Source organism: Streptomyces marianii (genome assembly GCF_005795905.1).
Classification (GTDB): Bacteria; Actinomycetota; Actinomycetes; order Streptomycetales; family Streptomycetaceae; genus Streptomyces; species Streptomyces marianii.
This window is the reverse complement of sequence record NZ_VAWE01000001.1, coordinates 6,682,195-6,708,036: the sequence shown is the minus strand read 5'-3', so window position 1 is coordinate 6,708,036 and position 25,842 is coordinate 6,682,195. Positions and strand designations below refer to the sequence as shown.

The 25,842-nt window shown below is 73.6% G+C and carries 22 protein-coding genes and 1 riboswitch; of the genes, 16 read left to right on the top strand and 6 right to left on the bottom strand.

All coding sequences use genetic code 11. The annotated features are described in order from the left end of the window. The first annotated feature begins 37 nt into the window (after nt 1-37). Nucleotides 38-189: riboswitch (cobalamin riboswitch) on the top strand. Between the two features lie 31 nt (nt 190-220). Genes FEF34_RS30360 through FEF34_RS30340 form a run of 5 tightly spaced genes read left to right on the top strand, consistent with a single transcriptional unit; the run spans nt 221 to nt 6,857 of the window. Then, nucleotides 221-1,204 (top strand): cobalamin biosynthesis protein, encoded by a 984-nt coding sequence (locus FEF34_RS30360; RefSeq protein WP_138056012.1) that lies wholly within the window; start codon nt 221-223, stop codon nt 1,202-1,204. Next, nucleotides 1,201-2,754 (top strand): cobyric acid synthase, encoded by a 1,554-nt coding sequence (locus tag FEF34_RS30355; RefSeq protein WP_138056011.1) that lies wholly within the window; start codon nt 1,201-1,203, stop codon nt 2,752-2,754. Before FEF34_RS30360 ends, FEF34_RS30355 begins: the two co-directional genes overlap by 4 nt. A gap of 38 nt (nt 2,755-2,792) precedes the next feature. Beyond that, a complete protein-coding gene (locus FEF34_RS30350; RefSeq protein WP_234043267.1) occupies nt 2,793-4,856 on the top strand; it encodes a putative cobaltochelatase in 2,064 nt (687 codons plus the stop codon). Beyond that, on the top strand, nt 4,856-5,464 hold the full coding sequence (gene cobO, locus FEF34_RS30345; protein WP_138056009.1) for a cob(I)yrinic acid a,c-diamide adenosyltransferase: 609 nt from the start codon (nt 4,856-4,858) through the stop codon (nt 5,462-5,464). The genes FEF34_RS30350 and cobO overlap by 1 nt, the downstream gene beginning before the upstream one ends. Before the next feature lie 19 nt (nt 5,465-5,483). Then, nucleotides 5,484-6,857, top strand: coding sequence for a cobyrinate a,c-diamide synthase (locus FEF34_RS30340; protein ID WP_138056008.1), 1,374 nt, complete (start codon nt 5,484-5,486; stop codon nt 6,855-6,857). An 83-nt stretch (nt 6,858-6,940) separates the two neighbouring features. On the opposite strand, the gene FEF34_RS30335 is transcribed toward FEF34_RS30340, so the two are convergent. Then, nucleotides 6,941-7,684 carry a ZIP family metal transporter gene (locus FEF34_RS30335; protein ID WP_138056007.1) on the bottom strand — a complete coding sequence of 248 codons (744 nt, stop codon included), beginning with the start codon at nt 7,682-7,684 and terminating at the stop codon, nt 6,941-6,943. A 47-nt stretch (nt 7,685-7,731) separates the two neighbouring features. On the opposite strand from FEF34_RS30335, the gene FEF34_RS30330 reads away from it, so the two are divergent. Genes FEF34_RS30330 through cobC form a run of 3 tightly spaced genes read left to right on the top strand, consistent with a single transcriptional unit; the run spans nt 7,732 to nt 10,093 of the window. Beyond that, nucleotides 7,732-8,256: a cobalamin biosynthesis protein gene (locus FEF34_RS30330; RefSeq protein ID WP_138056006.1), complete on the top strand. Its 525-nt coding sequence runs from the start codon at nt 7,732-7,734 to the stop codon at nt 8,254-8,256. Continuing rightward, entirely contained in the window at nt 8,253-9,047 is a 795-nt protein-coding gene (locus tag FEF34_RS30325; protein WP_138056005.1) for a sirohydrochlorin chelatase, read from the top strand. The genes FEF34_RS30330 and FEF34_RS30325 overlap by 4 nt, the downstream gene beginning before the upstream one ends. After that, nucleotides 9,044-10,093: an Rv2231c family pyridoxal phosphate-dependent protein CobC gene (cobC, locus tag FEF34_RS30320; RefSeq protein WP_138056004.1), complete on the top strand. Its 1,050-nt coding sequence runs from the start codon at nt 9,044-9,046 to the stop codon at nt 10,091-10,093. Before FEF34_RS30325 ends, cobC begins: the two co-directional genes overlap by 4 nt. Before the next feature lie 545 nt (nt 10,094-10,638). Here cobC and FEF34_RS30315 read toward each other — a convergent pair. Beyond that, complete coding sequence (locus FEF34_RS30315; RefSeq protein WP_138056003.1) at nt 10,639-11,556, bottom strand: SCO1860 family LAETG-anchored protein; 918 nt, start codon at nt 11,554-11,556, stop codon at nt 10,639-10,641. 310 nt (nt 11,557-11,866) lie between these two features. Further along, the gene (locus tag FEF34_RS30310) at nt 11,867-12,955 is read right to left on the bottom strand and encodes an amidohydrolase family protein (protein ID WP_138056002.1); all 1,089 of its coding nucleotides are present in this window, start codon (nt 12,953-12,955) and stop codon (nt 11,867-11,869) included. 629 nt (nt 12,956-13,584) lie between these two features. Between FEF34_RS30310 and ectA the strand changes: the two genes are divergently transcribed. The 4 genes from ectA (at nt 13,585) to thpD (ending at nt 16,851) form a co-directional block, all read left to right on the top strand. Then, on the top strand, nt 13,585-14,079 hold the full coding sequence (gene ectA / locus FEF34_RS30305) for a diaminobutyrate acetyltransferase (protein ID WP_171053151.1): 495 nt from the start codon (nt 13,585-13,587) through the stop codon (nt 14,077-14,079). Between the two features lie 123 nt (nt 14,080-14,202). Further along, nucleotides 14,203-15,471: a diaminobutyrate--2-oxoglutarate transaminase gene (gene ectB, locus FEF34_RS30300; RefSeq protein WP_138056001.1), complete on the top strand. Its 1,269-nt coding sequence runs from the start codon at nt 14,203-14,205 to the stop codon at nt 15,469-15,471. Between the two features lie 58 nt (nt 15,472-15,529). Beyond that, nucleotides 15,530-15,958 carry an ectoine synthase gene (locus FEF34_RS30295; protein ID WP_138056000.1) on the top strand — a complete coding sequence of 143 codons (429 nt, stop codon included), beginning with the start codon at nt 15,530-15,532 and terminating at the stop codon, nt 15,956-15,958. 2 nt (nt 15,959-15,960) lie between these two features. Beyond that, the gene (thpD, locus tag FEF34_RS30290; protein WP_138055999.1) at nt 15,961-16,851 is read left to right on the top strand and encodes an ectoine hydroxylase; all 891 of its coding nucleotides are present in this window, start codon (nt 15,961-15,963) and stop codon (nt 16,849-16,851) included. A gap of 637 nt (nt 16,852-17,488) precedes the next feature. Here thpD and FEF34_RS30285 read toward each other — a convergent pair. Next, nucleotides 17,489-18,532, bottom strand: coding sequence for an aminotransferase class V-fold PLP-dependent enzyme (locus FEF34_RS30285; protein ID WP_138055998.1), 1,044 nt, complete (start codon nt 18,530-18,532; stop codon nt 17,489-17,491). Nucleotides 18,533-18,990: 458 nt separating this feature from the next. Beyond that, a complete protein-coding gene (locus FEF34_RS30280; protein ID WP_138055997.1) occupies nt 18,991-20,523 on the bottom strand; it encodes an aldehyde dehydrogenase (NADP(+)) in 1,533 nt (510 codons plus the stop codon). Between the two features lie 117 nt (nt 20,524-20,640). Between FEF34_RS30280 and FEF34_RS30275 the strand changes: the two genes are divergently transcribed. From FEF34_RS30275 to FEF34_RS30260, 4 genes are all read left to right on the top strand, one after another. Further along, nucleotides 20,641-21,411 (top strand): IclR family transcriptional regulator, encoded by a 771-nt coding sequence (locus tag FEF34_RS30275; protein WP_138055996.1) that lies wholly within the window; start codon nt 20,641-20,643, stop codon nt 21,409-21,411. A gap of 166 nt (nt 21,412-21,577) precedes the next feature. Next, nucleotides 21,578-22,147, top strand: coding sequence for a GNAT family N-acetyltransferase (locus tag FEF34_RS30270; protein ID WP_138055995.1), 570 nt, complete (start codon nt 21,578-21,580; stop codon nt 22,145-22,147). A gap of 236 nt (nt 22,148-22,383) precedes the next feature. Then, nucleotides 22,384-23,829 carry a peptidoglycan D,D-transpeptidase FtsI family protein gene (locus tag FEF34_RS30265; RefSeq protein ID WP_138055994.1) on the top strand — a complete coding sequence of 482 codons (1,446 nt, stop codon included), beginning with the start codon at nt 22,384-22,386 and terminating at the stop codon, nt 23,827-23,829. 69 nt (nt 23,830-23,898) lie between these two features. Further along, a complete protein-coding gene (locus tag FEF34_RS30260) occupies nt 23,899-24,327 on the top strand; it encodes a hypothetical protein (RefSeq protein ID WP_171053150.1) in 429 nt (142 codons plus the stop codon). Here the strand turns inward: FEF34_RS30260 and FEF34_RS30255 are convergent. Next, complete coding sequence (locus FEF34_RS30255) at nt 24,320-25,741, bottom strand: NCS2 family permease (protein WP_138055993.1); 1,422 nt, start codon at nt 25,739-25,741, stop codon at nt 24,320-24,322. The two genes, FEF34_RS30260 and FEF34_RS30255, sit on opposite strands and share 8 nt — an antisense overlap. Between the last annotated feature and the right edge of the window lie 101 nt (nt 25,742-25,842).

Below are 25,842 nucleotides of genomic sequence, written 5' to 3'. Positions count from 1 at the left end.
CACACTGTCCCGTCGCAGGTCAAGGGCGAGTTGACGGGCGTTCGGGGACCGTGGTGGACTTCCGGAGCCATTTACGGCGGCAGAAGAGGAAGCCGGTGCGAATCCGGCGCGGTCCCGCCACTGTCACGGGTGCGCTCCCCCTCACGGAGCGCCCCGGAGCCAGGAACTCTCTCCCGCCGGTCACGTCGAGCCAGGGCGCGGACCCTGAGTGAGGACGAACATGCCTGCCGAACCGGGGGGGCCGGGCGTGCCGCGCCCGGACATCACGTTCGCGTACGGCGCCGCGGCCGGGCTGGCCGGCGACCTGCTCCTCGGCGATCCACGCCGCGGGCACCCGGTCGCCGCCTTCGGCCGGGCCGCCGCCGCGGTCGAACGGAGACTCTGGCGCGACCACCGCGGCTGGGGCGCCCTGCACACCGCGGTGTGCGCCGGCGGCGCGGTCGCCGCGGGCGCACTGGCCGCCGCCTCCGCACGCCGGTCGCGCGGCGCCGCCGCCGCCCTGACCGCGGCCGCCACCTGGGCCGTCGTCGGCGGCACCTCGCTGGGCCGGGAGGCCCGGGCGATCGGCGGGGCGCTGGCGGCCGGGGACATCGAGATCGCCAGGGAGCGGCTGCCGCATCTGTGCGGACGCGACCCCCAGGCGCTGGACGGCCCCGGCATCGCCCGCGCCGTCGTCGAGTCCGTCGCCGAGAACACCTCGGATGCGGTCGTGGGCGCGCTGTTCTGGGGCGCGATCGGCGGCGTGCCAGGTCTCGTCGGGTTCCGCGCCGTCAACACCCTGGACGCGATGGTGGGTCACAAGTCACCCCGCTACCGGCGGTACGGCTGGGCCTCGGCCCGGCTCGACGATCTCCTGGGCTGGCCCGGGGCCCGGCTCACCGCGGCGCTCGCGACCGCCGCGGGCGGCGACCCGCGCGGCGCGGCCCGCGCCTGGCGCCGGGATGCCGCGAAGCACCCGAGCCCCAACGCCGGTCCCGTGGAAGCCGCGTTCGCCGGAGCCCTCGGCGTACGGCTCGGCGGGACGCTCTCGTACGGCGGCCGGGTCGAGCACCGGCCCGTGCTCAACGGCGCCGGCGGCAGGGCCGTCGAGGTCGCGGACATCGAACGGGCGGTACGGCTCTCGCGGCGGGTGGGGGTGCTGGCGCTCGCGGTGTGCGCGGGCGCGCGCCTCGCGGCCGGGACCCTGAGTCGGAGGCGCGCATGAGCGGGGGCGGGCTGCTGGTCGCCGGCACCACCTCGGACGCCGGCAAGAGCGTCGTCACGGCGGGGATCTGCCGCTGGCTGGTGCGCCGGGGCGTGAAGGTCGCACCCTTCAAGGGGCAGAACATGTCCCTCAACTCCTTCGTCACCCGCGAGGGCGCCGAGATCGGCCGGGCACAGGCCATGCAGGCGCAGGCCGCACGGGTGGAGCCCACGGCCCTGATGAACCCGGTGCTGCTGAAGCCCGGCGGCGACCGGTCCAGCCAGGTCGTGCTGATGGGCAGGCCCGTGGGCGAGCTGAGCGCGCGCGGCTACCACGGAGGGCGCCAGAAGGCGCTGTTCGAACCGGTGATGGGCTGCCTCGACGAGCTGCGGAGCACGTACGACGCGGTCATCTGCGAGGGCGCGGGCAGCCCCGCGGAGATCAATCTCCGGCGCACGGACATCGTCAACATGGGCATCGCCCGCGCCGCTCGCCTGCCCGTGCTGGTCGTGGGCGACATCGACCGGGGCGGGGTCTTCGCCCAGTTCTTCGGTACGACCGCGCTGCTGGCCCCGGAGGACCAGGAACTGATCGCGGGATACCTCGTCAACAAGTTCCGCGGCGACGTCACGCTGCTGGAGCCGGGACTGGAGATGCTCCACGGACTCACCGGGCGGCGGACGTTCGGCGTGCTGCCGTACGCGCACGGGCTCGGCATCGACGAGGAGGACGGACTGCGGGTGTCGCTGCGCGGCACCGTGCGCGAGTCGGCGGTGGCCCCGCCGGTCGGCGAGGACGTGCTGCGCGTGGCCGTGTGCGCCGTGCCGCTGATGTCCAACTTCACCGACGTGGACGCGCTGGCCGCGGAACCGGGCGTGATCGTGCGATTCGTCGACCGCCCCGAGGAACTGGCCGACGCCGACCTGGTGATCGTGCCCGGCACACGCGGCACCGTGCGCGCCCTGGAGTGGCTGCGCGAGCGCGGTCTCGCCGGCGCGCTCGCCCGGCGTGCCGCGGAGGGCTGGCCGGTGCTCGGCATCTGCGGCGGCTTCCAGGTGCTCGGCCGGCACATCGACGACGAGGTCGAGTCCCGGGCCGGAGCCGTGCCGGGGCTCGGACTGCTCCCCGTCCGGGTGCGGTTCGCCGCGGAGAAGACGCTCGCCCGGCCCTCCGGCACGGCGCTGGGGCAGCCGGTCGAGGGCTACGAGATCCACCACGGCGTCGCCGAGGTGCTCGGCGGCGAGCCCTTCCTCGACGGCTGCCGGGTCGGTGAGGTGTGGGGCACCCACTGGCACGGATCGCTGGAGAGCGACGACTTCCGCCGGGCGTTCCTGCGGGCCGTCGCCGCGGCGACGGGCCGCCGCTTCGTCCCCGCCCCGGACACCTCCTTCGCCGCTCTGCGCGAGGCCCAGCTCGACCGCCTCGGCGACCTCGTGGAGGAGCACGCGGACACGGACGCGCTCCTCCGTCTCATCGAGGGCGGCGCGCCCTCGGGCCTGCCGTTCATCCCGCCGGGCGCACCCGACCTCCCCGGTGCGCCCGCCGCCGGAACCCCTGGAGCCGCACAGTGAGCAACGCACCCCACTACCCGTTCACGGCGGTCGTCGGCATGGACGACCTGCGGCTCGCGCTGCTGCTGAACGCGGTCAGCCCCGCCGTCGGCGGAGTGCTGGTCCGCGGGGAGAAGGGCACCGCCAAGTCGACGGCCGTGCGCGCCCTCGCCGCGCTGATGCCCGATGTCGACGTGGTCGCGGACTGCCGCTTCTCCTGCGCGCCCGGCGCACCCGACCCGGGCTGCCCGGACGGGCCGCACGACGCCGCGTCCGCCACGGCACGCCCGGCCAGAATGGTCGAACTGCCCGTCGGCGCCTCGGAGGACCGGCTCGTCGGCGCGCTCGACATCGAACGGGCCCTCGCGGACGGGGTGAAGGCGTTCGAGCCCGGTCTGCTCGCCGACGCGCACCGGGGCGTGCTGTACGTCGACGAGGTCAACCTGCTCCACGACCATCTGGTCGACCTGCTGCTGGACGCGGCCGCGATGGGCGCCTCCTACGTCGAGCGCGAGGGCGTGTCCGTACGGCACGCCGCGCGGTTCCTGCTCGTCGGCACGATGAACCCCGAGGAGGGGGAGCTGCGGCCGCAGTTGCTCGACCGCTTCGGGCTGACGGTGGAGGTCGCCGCGTCCCGGGAGCCGGAGCAGCGGGTGGAGGTCGTCCGGCGCAGACTCGCCTACGACGACGCTCCCGCGGCCTTCGCGGCCCGCTGGGCGGACGAGGAGGCGACGCTGCGGGAGCGCATCGAGACCGCCCGGACGCTGCTGCCCCGGGTGGAACTGGGCGACGCCGCCCTGCGGCAGATCGCCGCCACCTGCGCGGCGTTCGAGGTGGACGGCATGCGCGCCGACATCGTGATGGCCCGCACCGCGACGGCGCTGGCCGCGTGGGCGGGCCGTACGGACGTACGCGAGGACGACGTGCGGCAGGCCGCGCTCCTCGCACTCCCCCACCGGCGCCGGCGCAACCCGTTCGACGCGCCCGGCCTCGACGAGGACAAACTCGACGAGACGCTGGAGCAGTTCGGCGGGGACGACCGGCCGGACCCGGACGCCGACCCCGATCCGGACCCCGACACGGACCCGTCCGGCCCGGACGGCGGCCCCGGCGGCGGAGGCGTCCCGCCGCAGGGCCAGGGGCCCGACTCCGCCCCGCCCGCCGGACAGCCCGAGCCGTCCGAGTCGCCCGCCGGGCAGCCGGAGCCGTCCGAACCCGCAGGGCCGCCCGCCGCGAGCACCGGCCCGGGCGAGCGGGCCGCCGAGCGGGCCGCGGAGCCGTTCCGTACGAAGGTGCTCAGCGTGCCCGGCCTCGGCGAGGGCGCCGCGGGACGCCGCTCCCGGGCCCGTACCGAGCACGGCAGGACCACCGGGGCGCGCCGGCCGCGCGGGATGCTGACCAAGCTGCACCTGGCGGCGACCGTGCGAGCCGCGGCACCGCACCAGCGGGCCCGCGGCCGTTCCGGGCCGGGCCTCGTGGTGCGCAGGGACGATCTGCGGCAGGCCGCCCGCGAGGGCCGCGAGGGCAATCTCGTGCTCTTCGTCGTGGACGCCTCCGGCTCCATGGCGGCCCGCCGGCGCATGAGTTCCGTGAAGGGCGCGGTGCTGTCGCTGCTGCTGGACGCCTACCAGCGCCGGGACAAGGTCGGACTGGTCACCTTCCGGGGCACCGGCGCCGAGGTGGCGCTGCCGCCGACCTCGTCCGTGGACGCCGCGGCCGCACGGCTGGAGGAACTGCCGACGGGCGGCCGGACGCCGCTGGCCGCCGGGCTGCTGAAGGCCCATGACGTCCTGCGGGTGGAGCGGCTGCGTGACCCGTCGCGGCGGCCGCTGCTGGTGGTCGTGACCGACGGACGGGCCACCGGGGCGCGCGGCGGCGACGCCCTGGCGCTCGCGGGGCGCGCGGCCCGGCTGCACGCCGCCGAGGGCACGGCCTCGGTGGTCGTGGACTGCGAGGCCGGCCCGGTGCGGCTCGGCCTCGCCGGGAACCTCGCCCGTGACCTCGGCGGCACCGCCGTCACCCTGGACGAGCTGCGCGCCGACAGCATCGCGGGGCTGGTCCGGGACGTACGGGCGGCGACGACGGGAACCGACAGCACGGTCCGCAACAGGAGGGCAGCGTAGTGCCGCAGGGAAAGCCGGACGTGGTTCCGGACGACGGTCTCACCACCCGCCAGCGCCGCAACCGGCCGCTGGTGATGGTGCACACGGGCATCGGCAAGGGGAAGTCCACGGCCGCCTTCGGGATGGCGCTGCGCGCCTGGAACCAGGGCTGGCCGGTCGGGGTGTTCCAGTTCGTCAAGTCGGCGAAGTGGAAGGTCGGCGAGGAGAACGCGCTCAAGGTCCTCGGGGCGAGCGGCGAGGGCGGCACCGTCCACTGGCACAAGATGGGCGAGGGCTGGTCGTGGATCCAGCGCCCGACGGCCGAGGGCGAGCAGTCCCACGAGGACAAGGCGCGCGAGGGATGGGAGCAGGTGAAGCGCGATCTGGCCGCCGGGACGTACCGGTTCTACGTGCTCGACGAGTTCGCCTATCTGCTGCACTGGGGCTGGATCGACACGGCCGAGGTGATCGAGGTGCTGCGCGACCGGCCCGGCACCCAGCACGTCGTGATCACCGGCCGCAACGCCCCGCGGGAGCTGCAGGAGTTCGCCGACCTGGTGACCGACATGTCCAAGGTCAGGCATCCGATGGACGCGGGCCAGAAGGGCCAGCGGGGCATCGAGTGGTAGAGCGAGTGGCAGGCAGAACGTGGTAGCGCGTCTCGTCGTCGCGGCACCGGCCTCCGGCAGCGGCAAGACCACCGTCGCGACGGGTCTGATGGCGGCCTTCACGGCCGCCGGGCTCACCGTCTCCCCGCACAAGGTGGGTCCCGACTACATCGATCCCGGGTACCACGCGCTCGCGACCGGGCGCCCGGGACGCAACCTCGACGCTTACATGTGCGGCACGGAGCTGATGGCCCCGCTGTTCTCGCACGGCGCGCGCGGCTGCGAACTGGCCGTCGTCGAGGGCGTGATGGGGCTGTACGACGGGGCCGCGGGCGCCGGTGAGCTGGCCTCCACGGCCCAGGTCGCCAAGCTGCTCGGGGCACCGGTGGTGCTGGTCGTCGACGCGTCCTCGCAGTCCCGCTCGGTGGCGGCCCTGGTGCACGGATTCGCCTCCTGGGACCCGGAGGTGCGACTCGGCGGGGTGATCCTCAACAAGGTCGCCACCGACCGCCACGAGGCCCTGCTGAGGGAGGCCCTGGAGGAGTCCGGGGTGCCGGTACTGGGGGTGCTGCGGCGTGCTCCCTCGGTGGCGACGCCGTCGCGGCACCTGGGGCTCGTGCCGGTCGCCGAGCGGCGGAGCGAGGCGGTCGACGCGGTCACGGCGCAGGCCGAGCAGGTACGCGCGGGCTGCGACCTGGAAGCGCTGCTGGCCCTGGCGCGCAGCGCGCCGCCGCTCCCCGGGCACCTCTGGGATCCCGGGACGGCGCTGGGCTCCCCCGCCGTCCGGGCGCGGGACCGGCGGCCCCTCGTCGCCGTGGCCGGGGGCGCCGCGTTCACCTTCTCGTACGCCGAGCACACGGAGCTGCTGGCGGCCGCCGGCGCGGAGGTCGTCACCTTCGACCCGCTGCACGACGAGGAACTGCCCGCCGGCACGGCCGGCCTGGTCGTCGGGGGCGGCTTCCCCGAGGTGTACGCGCCGGAGCTGTCGGCCAACTCCCGTCTGCGCAAGGCGGTCGCCGGGCTGGCTCGCTCGGGGGCGCCCGTCGCCGCCGAGTGCGCCGGGCTGCTGTACCTCGCGCGCTCGCTGGACGGCCGGCCCATGTGCGGGGTGCTGGACGCCGACGCGCGGATGTCGGAACGGCTGACGCTGGGCTACCGGGACGCCGTGGCGGTGAGCGACAGCGTCCTGGCCCAGGCCGGGACCCGGATGCGCGGCCACGAGTTCCACCGCACCGTCACGGAGCCGGGCGCGGGCGCGGACCCCGCCTGGGGGCTCCGGCAGCCGGAGCCCCGGGTGGAGGGCTTCGTCCGGGGCGGGGTGCACGCGAGCTATGTGCACACGCACTGGGCGGGCGCGCCGGGCGCGGCACGGCGGTTCACGGAGAGGTGCGCGGCGTGGGACGCGGCGGTATAGGCGCCCCAGGGCGTGTTGCGAAAGCAGCTCCGTCCGCCCCCGCCCAGACGGGACCTTCGAAACACGCCCCAGGTCCCGGCGCGTCACTCCGCCAGGCCCGTCACCAGCCAGATGAACGCCACGCCCGAGACCGTGCACAGCAGGGTAGACCGGGCCGGGTGCGCGTGGTGGGCCTCCGGGAGGATCTCCGCGGCGGCGAGGTAGAGCAACGCGCCGCCGAAGAAGCCGAGATAGCTGCCGAGCACCTCGGGCGGCATGGTGAACAGCAGGGTCGAGGCGGCGCCGACCACCGGGGCGAGGGCCGCGGCGAACAGCATGGCGACGGCCCTGCGGCGCTCGTTCCCGTACAGGCTGGTGACGGTGTACGTGTTGAACCCGTCGGCGAAGTCGTGGGTGATGACCGCGAGCGCGACGGTGGGCCCCATCCCGCCGCCCGCCTGGAAGGCCGCGCCGATGGCGATGCCGTCCATCAGGCTGTGCAGCACCATGGCCGCGGCGGCGGTCATACCGACCTGCGGTACGCGGTGGTCGTGGGCGTGCCGGCCGCCGTTGTACGCCCCGTGCGCGGCCTGCCGGCCGGCGAGCAGCCGCTCCACCACGTGGGCCAGCAGAAAGCCGCCGGCGAACAGCAGCATCGCCTGCGGTACGCCGAAGACTTCCTCCCCCGCGGCCGCCATCGCCTCCGGCAGCAGATCGAGTCCGGCGACCCCCAGCATCAGTCCCCCGGCGAGACCGAGCACGAGGTGCCGGCGGTCGGTGACGCGCTGCGCCGCCCAGCCGCCGAACAGCGTCATCAGGAACGCGCCGAGCGCGACGAACACCGCCATGGGTTCTTGCTAGCCGATCCCGCCACCGCCCCGCCGGGTGCCACGCCATGACCGGCCGCGCGGGCCGGTTCGTCGTCGGTGTCGGGGCGCGCAGGGGCGCGTCCGCGGACGAGGTGCTCGCTCTCGTCCGGGACGCGTTGCGGGAGGCGGGGGCGTCGGCGAGTTCGGTCGTCGCGGTCGCGACGGTGGCCGCCAAGGCACGCGAACCGGGCATCGCGGCCGCGGCGGCCGCGCTCGGCGTCCCGCTGCGGACGTACGCCGCCGCGGAGCTCGCCCGGGTACCGGTGCCGAACCCGTCCGCGGCGGCGGCCGCGGTGGGCACACCTTCGGTGGCGGAGGCCGCGGCCCTCGCGGACGGGGGAGAACTCGTGGTGGGGAAACGGAAATCCGGAGGTCAGGGGCGACCCGGTGCGGTGACCTGTGCCATCGTGCGGCTTGCGGATACTTCGAGTCCGGGACCGGTCCCGCCGTGCGTGGAACCGGTGACGCCGGACATGATCTCGGACGTGAACGACGGCGGGCCGGTCGGCCGGCACCGGCGGCATCGCCACCACCGCAAGGAGAACCTGTGACTTCCCCGCCCGCCCTGCTCATCGCCGCGGACGGCGTCCAACACGACGCCGGAGCCGCGGCACTGCTGGACTTCGTGGAGCACCTGGGCAGCCGCCATCCCGGAATACCCGTCGCGGCCGGCCTCGTCGGCACCGGCCGCTGGCCGATCGAAGAGGCCGTGGGCGAACTCGTCGCCGCCGGAGCCGATCGGCTGGCCGCCGTTCCCCTGACGCTGGTACCGGACCGGCGGAGCGGGGAGGCCCTGTCCAGGGCGCTCGACGCCGTCCGCGAGGAACGGCCCGGACTCGCCGTGGGCGCGAGCCGCGCACTCGGCCCCGACCCGGTGCTGCTCGCGCTGCTGGAACAGCGGCTCGACGAGGCGCTGGGCGGCGGTGCGCGCTCGCCGCGGGACCGCGCCGACGTGACGGTGCTGCTGGTCGCGCCCGGCTCGGCCGACCCACAGGCCAACGCGGAGGTGTACCGGGCGGCGCGGCTTCTCTGGGAGGGCCGTGGGTACGCGGGGGTCGAGACCGCGTTCGTCTCGACGGCCGCGCCCGACGTGCCGACGGGGCTCGACCGGTGCGTACGGCTCGGGGCACGCCGGATCGTGGTCCTCCCGTACGCCCTGTTCGACGGCGGCCCGGCCGAACGGGCCGTGCTGCACGCCGAGGGCTGGGCCGAGGCCCACCCGGACACGGACGTGCGGCCGGCCGGAGTGATCGGCGCAGCCGAGGAGTTGGCCGATCTGGTCGTCGAACGCTACCGGGAGGCCGTCGCCCCACCGGTTCCGGCCTCCGCGGGGCGCCCGTGAACGGCGACTTCCACGATCTGCGGCACCACGGTGACGCGGAGGTACGCGACGGCCGTCTGACCGACCTCGCGGTCAACGTCCGCACCGGTACCCCGCCGGAGTGGCTGCGGGAGCGCATCGCGGCGTCGCTGACGTCCCTCGCCGCCTACCCGGACGGCCGCGCGGCACGGGCTGCCGTCGCGGAACGGCACTGTTTGCCCGTGGAGCGCGTACTGCTGACGGCGGGGGCGGCGGAGGCGTTCGTACTGATCGCACGGGCCCTGCGGGTGAGCCGGCCGGTCGTGGTGCACCCCCAGTTCACGGAGCCCGAGGCGGCACTGCGGGACGCCGGGCACGACGTGGCGCGCGTGGTGCTGCGCGCGGAGGACGGCTTCCGGCTGGACCCGGCGGCCGTGCCCGAGTCCGCGGACCTCGTCGTCGTCGGCAACCCCACCAACCCCACCTCGGTGCTCCATCCGGCCGGCGAGCTGGCCCGGCTCGCCCGGCCGGGGCGGATCCTGGTCGTCGACGAGGCGTTCATGGACGCGGTGCCCGGCGAGCCGGAAGCCCTCGCACCGCGGACCGACGTACCCGGGCTGGTCGTGCTGCGCAGCCTCACCAAGACCTGGGGGCTCGCGGGGCTGCGGATCGGCTACGTCCTCGCCGAGCCCGGTACGGTCGCCCGGCTCGAACGGGCCCAGCCGCTCTGGCCGGTGGGTACCCCCGCGCTCGCGGCCGCCGAGGCCTGCATGTCGCCGCACGCACTCGCGGAGGCGGCGGAGGCGGCGCAGCGGATCGCGGCGGACCGGGCGCATCTGCTCGCCGGTCTCGCGGAGTTCGACGAGGTGCGTGCGGTGCCGGCGGCGGCGGGGCCGTTCGTCCTCGTCCGCATCGACCGGGCGGACGAGGTGCGCGGACGGTTGCGGGCGCTCGGCTTCGCGGCCCGGCGCGGGGACACGTTTCCGGGGCTGGACCGTGACTGGCTGCGCCTCGCGGTCCGCGACCGCGCCACGACGAACCGTTTCCTCCAGGCGCTGGACCAGGCACTGGCCCTCGTCGGCGCGTAGGCGCCGCCGCGGGCGCGGGCGCGGGCGTCGCGGGGCGTCGCGGTTTCGTGCGGGTGGCTGCGCCGAGGGCGCGTGACGCGTGTGTGCTTCGCCCCCGTGGGGCCCACCGGAGGAGCCCGGGAGGCTCCACGGACCCGCCGCCCCACCGGCGGGCGCGGCGGCTGGGGCGTGTTGCGCAAGTCCCTCCTGGCCCGCGACGTCTGGCACGCACGCCCGCTGCGTTGGCGGAGTCATCCGAGTACGTCCGGTACGGGGGTGATCCTCCGCCTTGCGATCTTCCCCTCGGCCCGGAGGGCCTGGGGAGACCCCACCCCCTCGACCGGAGGGCCGGACCAGACCCCATGCACCCCCCTCGACCGGAGGGCCGGACCAGACCCCATGCACCCCCCTCGACCGGAGGGCCGGACCAGACCCCATGCACCCCCCTCGACCGGAGGGCCGGACCAGACCCCACCCCTCGACCGGAGGGCCGGGCCAGACCCCATGCACCAGACGCCGCAGGGGCCCCGCCCTGCGGGCGGACGGAGCTACTTTCGCAACACGCCCTAGGCGCGGCGCCGGGCCAGGGCGACCGCGCCGCCGCCGGCCGCGAGGAGGACCACCGAGCCCGCCGCGAACCACGGGATCGACGCGTCCCCGCCGGTCGCCGCCAGGCCGTCCGTCGCGGGCGGCTTCGCCTCTTCCCCGCCGATCCGGGGCCTCACGTCGGGCGCCGTCGCGACGGGCCGTTCGTCGACGGACTCGCCCGACGGGGTCTCGCAGGTCGCCTCCGCGAGCGTCAGCGTGCCGTCGACCTCTGCGACGTTCAGCTTCAGCGGGTTGACGGAGAGCTTGAGTTCGAGCGCCGTGGCCGCGGCCGTGCGCGAGGTCGTGCCGGTACGGGACAGGTCGAGGGTGACGACGCCGACGCCGGGCACCTCGACCTCGGTCGGGCCGCCCGTGGACAGCGTGGTCTTCCTGCCGAGCACCGTGACGGAACCGAGCAGGTTGGACCGGGCGAGCGGCTTCTTCCCCACTTCGCAGACCGCCTCCGCCGTGACCTGGCCGATCTCGACGAGGGAGAGCCGCGGCAGCCCCGGCACGTGCACCTTGGCGTGCGCGAGTTCCACACGGCCCTCCGCGCTGTCCCTGTCCGCGGAGGCCTTCGCGCTCGCCACCTCGGCCTGCAGCACGTTGAACGGCCTGCCCTGGTCGACACCTTCGAGTTGGACGGCCAGCGCGGTCTTCTCGGCGCTCGCGGGCGCCTGGACCTCGTTGAGGGACGTCTTCAGCGGTACCTGGACGCTCTTGTTGAGCAGCGAGACGTCCAGGCCGGTCCGGAGGACGACCGCGCTCGACCGTCCGTCGCCGCCGCCCGCCGCCCGGGCCGGGGCGGCGAGCGCCACGGGCCCGACGGCCAGCGTGGCGGCGACCACCGCGGCCGTCGAGCGGCGTACGGGCATGCGGAAGGTGTTGCTCTTCACGGTGGTGGAACCCCCACGGGAGACACGACGTCGCCGCACGCCCGCGACAGGGACCGTGCGGGGCGGCGGCGACCGGGAACACCGGAATACTTACGCACCGAGAGTGAACCGTCCGACACCTGGGGTGAGTTCACTCCAAAGTGATGTTTCCGTGCCCGCATTCGATTACCGGGGCACGGGCGTTCCCTTCGAGTCCCCCGCAGGGTGGGCGCGAAGGGCGCATTCCGGTCGGCTCCCGGATGACGCGCAACGCGGGGCGAACCGAAACCGAAGGGGTTCAACGGCCGGCGCCGGCCCGCGTCACGGTCCGTCAACCGACGACGCGTCCCCGCATGACCACCGTCCGGGGCGCCGCCAGCACCCGTACGTCCGCCCTCGGGTCGCTGTCGTACACGACCAGGTCCGCCGGTGCGCCTTCCTCCAGACCCGGCCGGCCGAGCCAGCTCCGGGCGCGCCAGGCGGTCGCGGAGAGCGCGTCCACCGCCGGGATGCCCGCCTCGACCAACTCGGCGACTTCGGCGGCGACGAGCCCGTGCGGCAGGGAGCCGCCCGCGTCGGTGCCGACGTAGACGGGGATGCCCGCGTCCCAGGCCGAGCGGACGGTGTCGTACCGGCGCTCGTGGAGCCGTCGCATATGGTCCGCCCAGCGCGGGAACTTGCTCTCGCCGCCGACCGCGAGCTCCGGGAAGGTGGCGATGTTGACGAGCGTCGGGACGATGGCCACACCGCGCTCGGCGAAGAGCGGGATCAGGTCATCGGTCAGTCCCGTGGCGTGCTCGATGCAGTCGATGCCCGCCTCGACGAGGTCGCGCAGCGAGTCCTCGGCGAAGCAGTGCGCGGTGACCCTGGCACCGAGGCGGTGCGCCTCGGCGATGGCGGCCTCGACGGCGCCGCGCGGCCAGCAGGCGGTGAGGTCGCCGGCCTCCCGGTCGATCCAGTCGCCGACGAGCTTGACCCAGCCGTCGCCGCGCCGGGCCTCCCGAGCCACGTAGGCGACGAGGTCCTCCGGCTCGATCTCGTGGGCGTAGTTGCGGATGTAGCGGCGGGTGCGGGCGATGTGCCGACCGGCGCGGATGATCCTCGGGAGGTCCTCGCGGTCGTCGATCCAGCGGGTGTCCGCGGCAGATCCGGCGTCGCGGATGAGGAGGGTGCCCGCGTCGCGGTCGGTCAGCGCCTGCTTCTCGCTGGTCGCCTCGTCCACCGCGCCGTGCCGGTCGAGCCCGACGTGGCAGTGGGCGTCGACCAGGCCGGGGAGCGCCCAGCCCCGGACGGTGCGGACGTCCCCGGCGGCCGGGCGCCGGTAGGTGACGCGGCCGCCGACCACCCACAGCTCGTCCTGTACGTCGTCCGGCCCGACGAGCACCCGCCCCTTGACATGCAGCACCGCGTCATCGCTCATGCCGAGCACTCTACGAGCCCCGGCCCACCCTCGACCGAGGAGACCACCGGACACCCATCCGAGCGGAGCGAGCACCGCCGCGCCCCATCCGCACCCGGCCCCGACCCCGCTGACCGCCGCGCACTTCGCGGCCGTCGGGCGACGGGTCGCCGCCCTCCTCACTCACCGCGCCGGGGCGTGACGCCCTCCTCACTCACCGCGCCGGGGACGGCGCCCGTCGAACACGGCCATGCGCGGATGCCGTCGGCGCCCGCCGCGCGGTCGCGGAAACCCGGCAGAGCCAATTCCCCCGACTTCCTCTCGATCTCACCGAGAAATAAACAGCGCACTATTAAATGAATGCATGGGGAACTGCATTTATCGCGAGTGGCGCCCTGCATTCGTCTGCCCGCTTTTTCGGACCCTAAACGCATGAGTTCCCACGCGATCCCGAGGTCGTTCCACGGGCATTACATCTGTGTGACGGACACCACACAGATGTTTTTATGTCCGATAACTCCCGGTCAAATACGCAGAGTTCGCCCTCGGCTCGCGCCAGTGCGCGCGCCCGCGTGATAGCACACACATCGAGCTCTGCCAACCCCTCTCCACGATGCAATTTACGAATTTGCTCGGTAAATTCAATCCGCATGACCACCGCATTGAGCATCGACAGCCCGAGCGTGGAGGACGGAGCCGCCATCTGGCGTATCGCCCGCGACTCCGAGGTCCTGGACCTCAACTCCTCGTACAGCTATTTGCTGTGGTGCCGCGATTTCGCCGCGACCTCCGTGGTGGCCCGCGGCCCGGACGGTGAGCCGATCGCCTTCGTCACCGGCTACATCCGGCCCGAGCGGCCTGACGTGCTGGTCGTCTGGCAGGTCGCCGTCGACGGGGATCACCGCGGCCGCGGACTGGCCGGCACGCTCCTCGACGCGCTCACCCACCGAGTCGTCCCGCACGGAGTCCGCGCGGTCGAGACGACCGTCACTCCGGACAACACCGCCTCGGACCGCCTCTTCACCTCCTACGCGGCCCGGCACGGCGCGTCACTGGACCGCGAGGTCCTGTTCGACGGCGGGCTCTTCCCCGACGGGGGACACGAGCCCGAGGTGCTGTACCGCATCGGCCCCATCGGCGACTGAGACCGGTGGACCGGCCGATCCCGGACCCCACTTTCCGCGCAGGGCCGGCTCCGGCCCGCCCGGCGCGACCACCGCACGACCCGCATCCCAGCTCCGTCCACCCCCTATCAGGAGTGAAACGCTGTGACGATCACCCCGCCCGCCCTGAGTGTCTTCGAGACCCTGGAGTCGGAGGTGCGCAGCTACTGCCGCGGTTGGCCCGCAGTGTTCGACCGCGCGCAGGGCGCACGCCTCACCGACGAGGACGGTCACACCTACCTGGACTTCTTCGCCGGCGCCGGATCACTCAACTACGGCCACAACAACCCCGTACTGAAACGCGCGCTGCTGGACTACCTGGAGCGCGACGGCATCACCCACGGCCTGGACATGGCGACGACCGCCAAGCGCGCCTTCCTGGAGACCTTCCAGAACGTCGTGCTGCGGCCGCGTGACCTGCCGTACAAGGTGATGTTCCCCGGCCCGACCGGAACCAACGCCGTCGAGGCGGCGCTGAAGCTGGCCCGGAAGGTGAAGGGCCGTGAGGCGATCGTCTCCTTCACCAACGCCTTCCACGGGATGTCGCTCGGCTCCCTCGCCGTGACCGGCAACGCCTTCAAGCGCGCCGGCGCCGGCGTCCCGCTGGTCCACGGCACCCCGATGCCGTTCGACAACTACCTGGACGGCCAGGTCCAGGACTTCCTCTGGTTCGAGCGGCTGCTCGAGGACCAGGGGTCGGGGCTGAACAAGCCCGCCGCGGTCATCGTCGAGACCGTGCAGGGCGAGGGCGGCATCAACGTCGCCAGCGCCGAGTGGCTCCGCGCGCTGGCCGATCTGTGCCGGCGCCAGGACATGCTGCTCATCGTCGACGACATCCAGATGGGCTGCGGCCGCACCGGTGCCTTCTTCTCCTTCGAGGAGGCGGGCATCACCCCGGACATCGTCACCCTGTCGAAGTCCATCAGCGGCTACGGCCTGCCCATGTCGCTCTGCCTGTTCAACCCGGAGCTGGACCTCTGGGAGCCGGGCGAGCACAACGGCACGTTCCGCGGCAACAACCCGGCCTTCGTCACGGCGGCCGCCGCGCTGGACACGTACTGGGCCGACGGGCAGATGGAGAAGCAGACCATCGCCCGCGGCGAGCAGGCCGAGCAGGCCCTCCTGGGCATCTGCGACGAGAACTCCGCCCTCGGCGCCCACTACCGCGGCCGCGGTCTGGTCTGGGGCCTGGAGTTCACCGACAAGAGCCGTGCTTCGGCGGTCTGCGCCCGGGCGTTCGACCTCGGTCTGCTGCTCGAGACCTCGGGGCCGGAGAGCGAGGTGGTGAAGCTGCTGCCGCCGCTCACCGTGACGCCCGAGGAGCTGGACGAGGGCCTGCGCACGCTGGCCCGAGCCGTCCGCGAGACCGCCTGACGCCGCCCCCGCGGCGGCCCACCCGTACGGCGAGGAAAAGAAAGGTTCTGAACACACCGTGATCGTCCGATCGCTCAAGGACATCGAGAACACCGACCGGCACGTCAAGTCGAAGTCCGGCACCTGGGAGAGCAAGCGCATCGTGCTCGCCAAGGAGAAGGTCGGCTTCTCCTTCCACGAGACCGTGCTGTACGCGGGTACGGAGACGTCGATGTGGTACGCGAACCACGTCGAGGCCGTGCTCTGCGTGGAGGGCGAGGCGGAGCTGACCAACGACGAGACCGGTGAGGCGCACTGGATCGAGCCCGGCACGATGTACCTGCTGGACGGCCACGAGCGCCACACGCTGCGTCCCAAGACGGACTTCCGCTGCGTCTGCGTCTTCAACCCGCCCGTCACCGGGCGGGAGGACCACGACGAGAACGGCGCCTATCCTCCCCCAGAGCCCGAGGCCTGGGGGGACCCCCAGCACACCGAGGAGGGCTGACCATGACCACCGCGATCACCGATCTCTACCCGACCCGCGGCGCCACGGAGACGGCCGTCCCCCGCCAGGACCCGGTCGTGTGGTCGGCGCCCGGAGCGCCGGGCCCGATCTCCGCGGCCGATCTCCAGGGGTACGAACACGACGGCTTCCTCGCGATGCCGGAGCTGATCACCCCGGCCGAGGTGGACGTCTACCGCGCCGAGCTGGACCGGCTGGTCAACGACCCGCTGATCCGCGCCGACGAGCGCTCGATCGTCGAGCCGAAGTCGCAGTCGGTCCGTTCGGTCTTCGAGGTCCACAAGATCAGTGAGATCTTCGGGGCCCTGGTCCGCGACGAGCGCGTCGTGGGCCGGGCGCGGCAGATCCTCGGCTCGGACGTCTACGTCCACCAGTCGCGGATCAACGTCAAGCCGGGCTTCGGGGCCTCGGGCTTCTACTGGCACTCGGACTTCGAGACCTGGCACGCCGAGGACGGGCTGCCGCACATGCGGACCGTGTCGGTGTCGATCGCCCTCACCGAGAACCACGACACCAACGGCGGGCTGATGATCATGCCCGGCTCGCACAAGACCTTCCTCGGCTGCGCCGGTGAGACGCCCAAGGACAACTACAAGAAGTCGCTGCAGATGCAGGACGCCGGGACCCCGTCGGACGAGGCGCTGACCGCGTTCGCCGACCGGCACGGCATCCGGCTGTTCACCGGCAAGGCCGGTTCGGCGACCTGGTTCGACTGCAACGCGATGCACGGTTCCGGGGACAACATCACCCCGTACGCGCGCAGCAACGTCTTCATCGTGTTCAACAGCGTGGAGAACGCCGCGCGGGAGCCGTTCGCGGCACCGGTGCCGCGCCCGGACTTCATCGGGGCGCGGGACTTCACACCGGTGAGGTGAGCTCGGGGCCGGTTCCGGGGGACGCTCCGGAGCACGGCGTCGGAGCGCGGTGGCCGCACCCCGGTGCGGCCACCGTGAGGTGCGGGCAGGGGGCCGGCCGCTCATGCGGCCGGCCCCTTCCCGTGCCCGGGGTCGCGGGGACCGGTCGGCCCGCGCGGGAAGGCGATCGCCTCCGGGTCGCCCTCCTTCGCGAGCCGGTCGATGACCGTCCCGGGCCGCGCTCAGCCGGCCAGAGCCGGGAAAGCCGGTGCGGCCCTTGTCCCCGCCGCCGGAGAAGGTGGCGGCGTCGGGGGTGTTGAACGGCCGTCCGCCCTCAGCCCGGGCCGCCGGGTCGGGGTCGGGGTCGGGGTCGGCGGGGAACAGCGCGCCGTAGGAGACGAGGTCGGCCACGCAGTCCCCTCAGGTCGAGCGCACCGAACCGGGCCGGCTGCCGGCCGAGGGCGAGGGCGATCCGTGCGCGGAGGCCGCGGCGGCGTGCCGCCACCGCGCGGCGGCGCCGACATCCCGGCCCGGAAGCACGCCGGACCGCCCCGGGACCGGGCCGACGTGCGCCCTGCCGCAGGACCCGTCGGAGCGCTCCGGGTGCGCCGGCGCATCCGTTGCGCCGGGCCCGGCCGTGGCCGTCGGCACCCTCGTCTCAGCCCGAGAGCACGTCGAGCGCCCGGTCGACGTCCGCCGCCGAGTTGTAGAGGTGGAAGGAGGCCCGCAGATTGCCGGCGCGGGCCGACACGACGATCCCGGCGCGGGCCAGCAGGGGCCGGCGCTCGCCGAGTCCGGGCACGGCGACGATGCCCGAGTCGCCGGGTACGGGCTCGTGCCCGAGCTCCCTCAGTCCTTCCCGGAACCGGGCCGCGAGCGCGGTGTTGTGGGCGTGGACCGCCGCGATGCCGATCTCCTCAAGCAGGGGCAGTGACCGCGCGGCCGCGTGGTAGGCGAGGTACGAGGGCGGCTCGTCGTAGCGCCGGGCGGAACGGGCGAACCGCTCGACGGGCCCGTACGTGCTGCCCTCCGGGTCCTCGGCCGCGAACAGCCCCGCGTGCACCGGGACCAGTGACTCCTGGGCCTCCTCGGTGACGGTGAGGAAGGAGGCGCCGCGCGGGCACATCAGGTACTTGAAACCGCCCGTGACCGTGTAGTCGTACCGGCCGGCGTCCAGCGGCAGCCAGCCGGCTGCCTGGCTGGCGTCCAGCAGGACGCGCGCCCCGTGCGCGGCCGCCGCGGCCCGCACCGCGGGCAGGTCCGCGATCCGGCCGTCGGCGGACTGCACCGCGGAGAGGGCCACCAGCGCGGTGCCGGACGCCACCGCCTCGGCGAGCGAGTCGAGCGGGGCGTACCGCACTTTCAGGTCCCGGGTGGTGAACGGGGTGACCATGGAGCTGAACTCGCCCTCGGGGACGAGGACTTCGGATCCGGCGGGGAGGGATGCCGCGATCAGCCCCACATGGACGGCGACGGAGCCGCCCAGTGCCACGCGGTCCGCGGACACGCCCGTCAGCCGTGCGAAGGAGGCCCGGGCCGCCTCGACGGCACCGGTGCTCCCCGAGCCCTCCGGGCGGCCGTCGGCGATCTCCTGAGCGAGCATTCCGACGGCCTCCACCGAGCGCCTCGGCCACAGACCGCAGCTCGAGGTGTTCAGATAGGTCGACGTGGGCGCGAACTCGGCGCCTCCCAGGGTGTCCATGTGTCCGTACCCTACGGCGCGTCCGGGCGCACCGGGTGATCCGTCCCGCGGCCGGCGGTCAGCCCGGCGGCGAGGCGGTCGACGCAAGGCGGAGGGCGCTTCGTTCCCGGGGCCGGAGCGTCGGCCCCCGGCGTTCCCCCGCACGGGCCGCCGGGGCCGGGCGTCCGTCCTCCGGCCGCGCGGCACACCAACGCGCACGCCGGGCGTGCGTTGAGTCTCCGACCGCGCGGCGGTCGCGCCCGTCCGCCGCGGGGACGCGGGACGGGCGGAGCGGCCGGCGCGTGCCCCCGCGCCGTGACGAGGACCGGTCGGCCGGCCCGCGGAAGGCCGTGACGGGGCCCGGACCGGGACCGGTGGACCGGCGGGGTGGTGGGGAGCCGTCGCGGAGGCCGTCCGGCCGGGCGGGTCGGTGACAGAGGGAAGGGAGTTCGGGCGGGTCCGTCTCGTCGGCCACCCGGTCAGCCTCGCAGGGCCTCCGGATACCCGTCTACCCGTCGCGGCAGCCCCAGCGGGTTGTCGTCGCGCAGCTCGGGCGGGAGCAGGGCGGACGGCGCCGACTGGTAGGTGACGGGCCGCAGCCAGCGCTCGATCGCGGTGACGCCGACCGAGGTCGAGGTGGACGTGGTGGCCGGGTAGGGGCCGCCGTGGTGCTGCGCGGGGGCGACGGCGACGCCGGTCGGCCAGCCGTCGACGAGGACGCGGCCCGCCAGGGCGGTGAGCGAGGCGAGCAGTTCCGCGGCGGGGCCCCCGGCCTCCTCCTCGGAGACGTGCAGCGTGGCCGTGAGATTGCCCGGCAGCCGGGACAGCACCGCCTCCACCTCGTCCGTGCCCTCGTAGCGGGCGACGACCGCGACGGGGCCGAAGCACTCCTCCAGGAGCAGGTCGTGCGGTCCCTCCGCGGTCAGCCGCCTGGCCGGCACGGTCAGGAAACCGGCGCTGACGCTGTGGTCGCCGCACGCGCCGGGGGTGACGGGCGACTCGACGCCCTCCAGTCCGGCCCGCTCGCCCACGCCCGCGATGAAGGCGTCCCGCATCCGGTGGTCGAGCATGACCCCGGGGTCGGTCTCGCTCACCGCGGCGGTCAGGGACTCCAGCAGCCGGTCGCCCGCGTCACCGGCGGGGGCGAGGACGAATCCGGGCTTGGTGCAGAACTGCCCCTCCCCCAGGGTCATCGAGCCGGCCAGCCCGCCGCCGATGGCCTCGGCGCGCTCCGCGGCCGCGGCCTCGGTGATCACGACCGGGTTGAGGGAGCCGAGTTCCCCGTGGAAGGGGATCGGCACCGGGCGGGCGGCGGCCGCGTCGAAGAGGGCGCGTCCGCCGCGCACCGAGCCGGTGAACCCGGCCGCGGCGACCAGCGGATGGCCCACGAGCTCCACGCCCGCCTCGAAGCCGTGCACCAGCACGACGACGTCCTCGGGCAGCCTGGTGCGCCGGGCCGCCGCGCGCAGCAGCGCCGCGCACAGCTCGGAGGTCGCCGGGTGGTCGGGGTGGGCCTTGACGACCACGGGGCAGCCGGCGGCGAGCGCGCTCGCGGTGTCGCCGCCGGGCACGGAGAACGCGAGGGGGAAGTTGCTCGCCGCGTAGACGGCGACCACGCCGAGCGGGATCTTCCAGCGGCGCAGGTCGGGCCACGGCGGGGTGCGCGCGGGGTCGGCGCGGTCGATGCGGATGTCCAGGAAGGAGCCCTCGTCGACCACGTCCGCGAAAGCCCGCAACTGGGCCGTGGTCCTGGCGAGTTCACCGGTCAGCCGAACCGGGCCGAGCGCGGTCTCGGCGTCGGCGGCCTCGATGACGTGCCGGCCCGACTCGTCCAGGAGGTCCGCGGCGGTCCGCAGCAGGGCCGCCCTGGCCCCGCGGTCGCCCAGGGCGGCACGGGCGGCCTCCGCGGACCGTACCGCGCGGTCGACCTCCTCCGCCGTGGCCTCGACCGCGACCTGCTCACGCGGCTTCCCGGTTCGGGGGTCCACACTCCAGACTGGTGCTGCTCCCACCGCGGTTTCCTTCCCCGAGTCGTTCGGTATTCTGAACAGGGTTCCCGATGATGAATAGCAGGGTCGACGGTGACTCTATTTCCGGGCGTTCTGCGCGGTCAAGAAGGGTTGAGGGCCATGGCGACTGCCGACCAGGGTGGGGCACAGGTCAAGTCAGCGGTGCGGACGGTGGAACTGCTCGAGTACTTCGCGGGCCGCCCCGGAATGCACCCGCTGGCGGCTGTCCAGGAGGCCGTCGGCTACCCGAAGTCCAGCCTCTACATGCTGCTGCGCACCCTCGTCGAGCTCGGCTGGGTGGAGACGGACGCGACCGGCACCCGCTACGGCATCGGTGTACGGGCCCTGCTCGTCGGCACGTCGTACATCGACGGCGACGAGGTCGTCGCGGCGGCGCGCCCCACGCTGGACCGGCTCTCGGACGACACCGCGGAGACCATCCACCTGGCCCGGCTCGACGGTACGAACGTCGTGTACCTCGCCACCCGCCAGTCGCAGCACTATCTGCGGCCGTTCGCCCGCGTCGGCCGCCGGCTGCCCGCGCACTCCACCTCGCTCGGCAAGGCGCTGCTGGCGACCCACAGCGACGAACAGGTGCGGAAGATGCTCCCGGAGACGCTGCCCGCGCTCACCGAGCACACCGTCACCGACCGCGAGCGGCTGATCGACGAGCTGCGGCAGATCCGCGAGCAGGGCTACGCCGTGGACCGGGAGGAGAACACGCTGGGCCTGCGCTGCTTCGGCGTGGCCATCCCCTACCGCACCCCGGCCCGCGACGCGATCAGCTGTTCGGTGCCGGTGGCCCGGCTGACCCCCGCGCACGAGCAGATGATCAAGGACGCGCTGTTCGACGCGCGGGACCGGCTGACGCTCGCCACGCGGCGGCTCTGATGGCTCCCCAGCGCCGGGCCCGGTCGCCGGGCTCCTGGTGCTTCGGGCACCACACCGTGTGGAGCCCGAGACCGCAACCCGCCGGAAAACCGGCGGAACGTCCTGGCCACAGCCACGCGATCACCACGCACACGACAGGCCGAGCACGGCAGAGAGACAGGTACCGATGAACGACGCAGATCAGCGGACCGCGTTGAGGTCAGAGCGGCCCGGAGAGGCCACTCCCCACCCCGCCGCTGCGGAAGGCCCTCTTCGCGAGGCTCGGACGGAGGTCGTCCTCCGCGAGGTACGGCCCGCCGACCTCGACGTCCTCTTCACGCTGATGCAGGACCCCGAGGCCGGGCGCATGGCCGCGTTCACGGCCGAGGACCCGGGCGACCGGGCCCGGTTCGACACCCACTGGGAGCGGGTCCTGGGCACGGACGACGTCAACCGCACCGTCCTCGTCGACGGCGCCGTGGCGGGGCACGCCGCCGTGTACGGACCGCCCGGCGAACGCGAGGTGACGTACTGGATCGACCGCGCCCTGTGGGGGCGGGGTGTGGCCACGGCCGCGCTGAGCGCGCTGCTGCTCATCGTGCCGGAACGGCCGCTGCACGCCCGCGTGGCCGCCGACAACGCAGGTTCCCTGCGGGTACTGGTCAAGTGCGGTTTCACGGTGACCGGGCGGGACAGCGGCTTCGCCCACGCCAGAGGCGAGGAAACCGAGGAACTGCTCCTGCGGCTCGACGGCTGAGGCAGCCGCCCGCCGTCTCCCGGCAGCCGCCCGCCTGGTCGCGGGACTCCCTCGGGCGGGCGGGCGGAGCCCGGGCCGATCCCCCGCGGACCGGACCGACCCCCCGCAGGTGGCCGCCGCGGGCCGGGCGGACCCCCGCGTGGGGAGGCGTCGGGGCTCCTCCCGAGGATGAGGATCCGGTGAGAAAACCGGCCGATCCGGAACGAAGCTCTCCGTACCGCTCGTCCTCCTGCGGGATGAACAAGACGATCAGGCGTGCCGCGGTCTTCAGCCTGCTCCTGGTGTTCGCCCTGCTGCTGCGGGCGACCTGGGTACAGGGCTACGAGGCCAAGGCCCTCGCGGACGACAAGCACAACCGGCGGAACACCATCGCGCGGTACGCGCAGCCGCTCGGCGACATCGTGGTGGCCGGCTCCCCGGTCACCGGCTCGCAGCGGACGGAGGGAGGCGATCTCGCGTACCGGCGCACGCACACGGACGGCGCCCTGTACGCACCCGTCACCGGTTACAGCTCGCAGGCGTACGGGACCACACAGCTCGAAGGCATCTACGGCGATGTGCTCGACGGCACGGACAACCGGCTGAAGAACCCCCTGGACGCGCTCACCGGCAAGCGGGCCCAGCCGGGGGACGTCCTCACCACCATCGATCCCGCGGTGCAGAAGGCCGGTTTCGAGGCGCTCGGCGACAAGAAGGGCGCCGCGGTCGCCGTCGACCCGGAGACCGGACGGATCCTCGGAGTGGTGAGCACCCCGTCGTACGACCCGTCGGAGATCAGCGGGACCACGGACGGCGAGGCATGGCAGCGGCTCACCGGGGACGAGGACCAGCCCATGGTCAACCGGGCCCTGCGGCAGCCGCTGCCGCCCGGTTCGACCTTCAAGCTCGTGGTCGCCGCCGCCGCGCTGGAGGACGGCCTTTACGCCTCCGTGGACGAGCCGACCGACAGCCCCCAGCCCTACACGCTGCCGCACACCAGGACGGTACTGGTCAACGAGAACGCGTCCGCGCCGTGCGAGAACGCCACGATCCGCACCGCGCTGCGGTACTCGTGCAACAACGTCTTCGGGAAGATGGCGGCGCAGCTCGGCGAGGAGAAGGTCCGCGCGATGGCGGAGAAGTTCGGCTTCAACGACTCCGAGCAGGACGTCCCCGTGCGCGCCGCGAAGAGTGTGTACCCGACGGACATGGACGATGCCCAGACGGCGTTGACGGGCATCGGGCAGTTCGAGGTCACAGCCACTCCTCTGCAGATCGCCCTGGTGTCCGCCGCCCTGGCCAACGACGGTCTCATGGCGTCGCCGCATATGGTGTCCAAGGTCGTGGACGCGGACGGGACCACGCTGCAGGAGTACCCGGACTCCGAGACCGAGCGCATCGTCTCCTCGGAGACGGCCGAGCAGCTGCGCAGCGCGATGGTCACGGTCGTCGAGGACGGCACGGGCAGCAACGCCCGGATCGACGGCACCGAGGTCGGCGGCAAGACGGGAACGGCCCAGCACGGGGAGAACAACAGCAAGACGCCGTACGCCTGGTTCACCTCGTACGCCAAGGCCGCCGACGGAAAGCAGGTGGCGGTCGCGGTGATCGTCGAGGACTCCGGGGCGGCCCGCTCCGAGGTGAGCGGCAACGGGCTCGCCGCGCCGGTGGCGGAGAAGATGATGCGGGCGGCGCTGAGGTAGCCCCCGCGCGCGGCCGGGAACGGGGCACGCGGTATGCAGGAGTCGTTCACGCGTCAACTTCTCTTGCGCATGGAGGACTTCGTGCAGCCACTGCCCCGCTCCCTGTCCGGCTGGACCATGGCCGTGTTCGGTCTTCTCGCCGCCGCCATGGGCGTGACGGGACTCGTCGCCCCGGACGCACTGCTCTCGTTGACGGGATTCGAGGCGGTGCCGGACCCCGCACGGACGGAGGGGGACCACACGGTGGTCTTTCTGACCGCGTCCTCGGTGGCCGCGCTCAACATGGGCGCTTACTACGTCCTGGCCGCGCTCTCCGACTGGCGCCCCTTCTTTCGCTGGACGGTCCCGTTCCGCCTGCTGACCTGCACCGTCTTCACCCTGGCCGTGATCGGCGGGCGAGCCCCGGCCGGCTTCCTCGGCGTGGGCCTCTGGGAAGGCCTCGGCGCGCTGGCGACGGGCCTGGCCCTCCGACACGAGGCACGGCGTGCCACTACCTGAGGCCGATCAGCTGCTCGATCGGGTCGATCGCGAAGTACACGACGAACAGCGCCGCCGTGACCCACAGCAGTGCGTTCACCTCCCGCGCCCTGCCCAGCACCGTCTTGAGGACGACGTAGGCGATGAAGCCCGCGCCGATGCCGTTGGTGATGGAGTACGTGAACGGCATCACGGCGATCGTCAGGAACGCGGGGATGGCGATCTCGTACGACAGCCAGTCGATGTGCCGCACCTGGGTCATCAGCAGGAAGCCGACCACGACCAGGGCGGGTGCGGCCGCCTGGGCGGGCACCACCGTGGCGAGCGGGGTGAGCAGCAGGGCCAGGCCGAAGAGCGCGCCCGTGACCACGTTGGCGAAGCCCGTGCGGGCGCCCTCGCCGACACCGGCGGCGGACTCGACGTAGGACGTCGCGGACGAGGCGGAGGCCAGACCGCCCGCGGTCGCGGCAGCGCCGTCGATGAGCAGGATCCGCCCCAGGTTGGGCACGTCGCCCTTCTCGTCGAGCAGCCCGGCCTCGTTGGAGACCCCGACGACCGTGCCCATGGTGTCGAAGAAGTCGCTGAGAACGAGGGTGAACACCAGCAGGACGACGGTGACGGCACTGACCTGCTCGAAGGCTCCGAAGAGGCTGAAGGAGCCCACGAGTCCGAAGTCCGGCAGGGCCACCAGGTCGTCCGGGATGGACGGCACGGTCAGCCCCCAGACGGGCGGGGCGACGTCGGCGACGGCGTCGATGACGATGGCGACGACGGTCATCGTGACGATGGACAGCAGGATCGCGCCGCGCACCTTACGGGTCACCAGGGAGATGGTCAGCAGCACACCGAGGCAGAAGACGAGCACCGGCCAGCCCGACAGATGGCCCGTGGCGCCGAGCTGGACGGGCACGGTGCCCGCCTCGCCGGGGATGCGGGTCGCGAAGCCCGCGCCGATGAATCCGACGAAGGCGATGAACATCCCGATGCCGACGCTGATGGCCTGCTTCAGCTCCTGCGGGATGGCGTGCATGATCGCCTCGCGCAGCCCGGTGACGACGAGGACGGAGATGACGATGCCCTCGATCACCACCAGGCCCATCGCGTCGGGCCAGCTCATCAGCGGCGCGATCTGGTAGGCGACGAGGGCGTTCAGGCCGAGGCCGGCCGCGATGGCGAGCGGCACGTTGCCGCCGACGCCCATGATCACGGTCATCACGGCGGCCACCAGGGCGGTGACGGTGACCAGCTGGGGAGTGGACAGCTGGTTGCCGAACTTGTCCTGGGCGCTGCCGAGGATGATCGGGTTGAGCACGAGGATGTAGGCCATCGTGAAGAACGTGGCGATGCCGCCCCGCACTTCGCGGGCGACGGTCGACCCCCGTTCAGAGATGCGGAAGTAGCGGTCGAAGGTGTTTCTCGCTGGGGTTTCCGGCATGGGCTCTCCTCGGCGGGTGACGATTCCACGCGTGTCGGACGGCTGGATTGTGCCCGCCGGGAGCGACCTTCAGGTTTTCGCCACGTTACTTGGCCACGGCG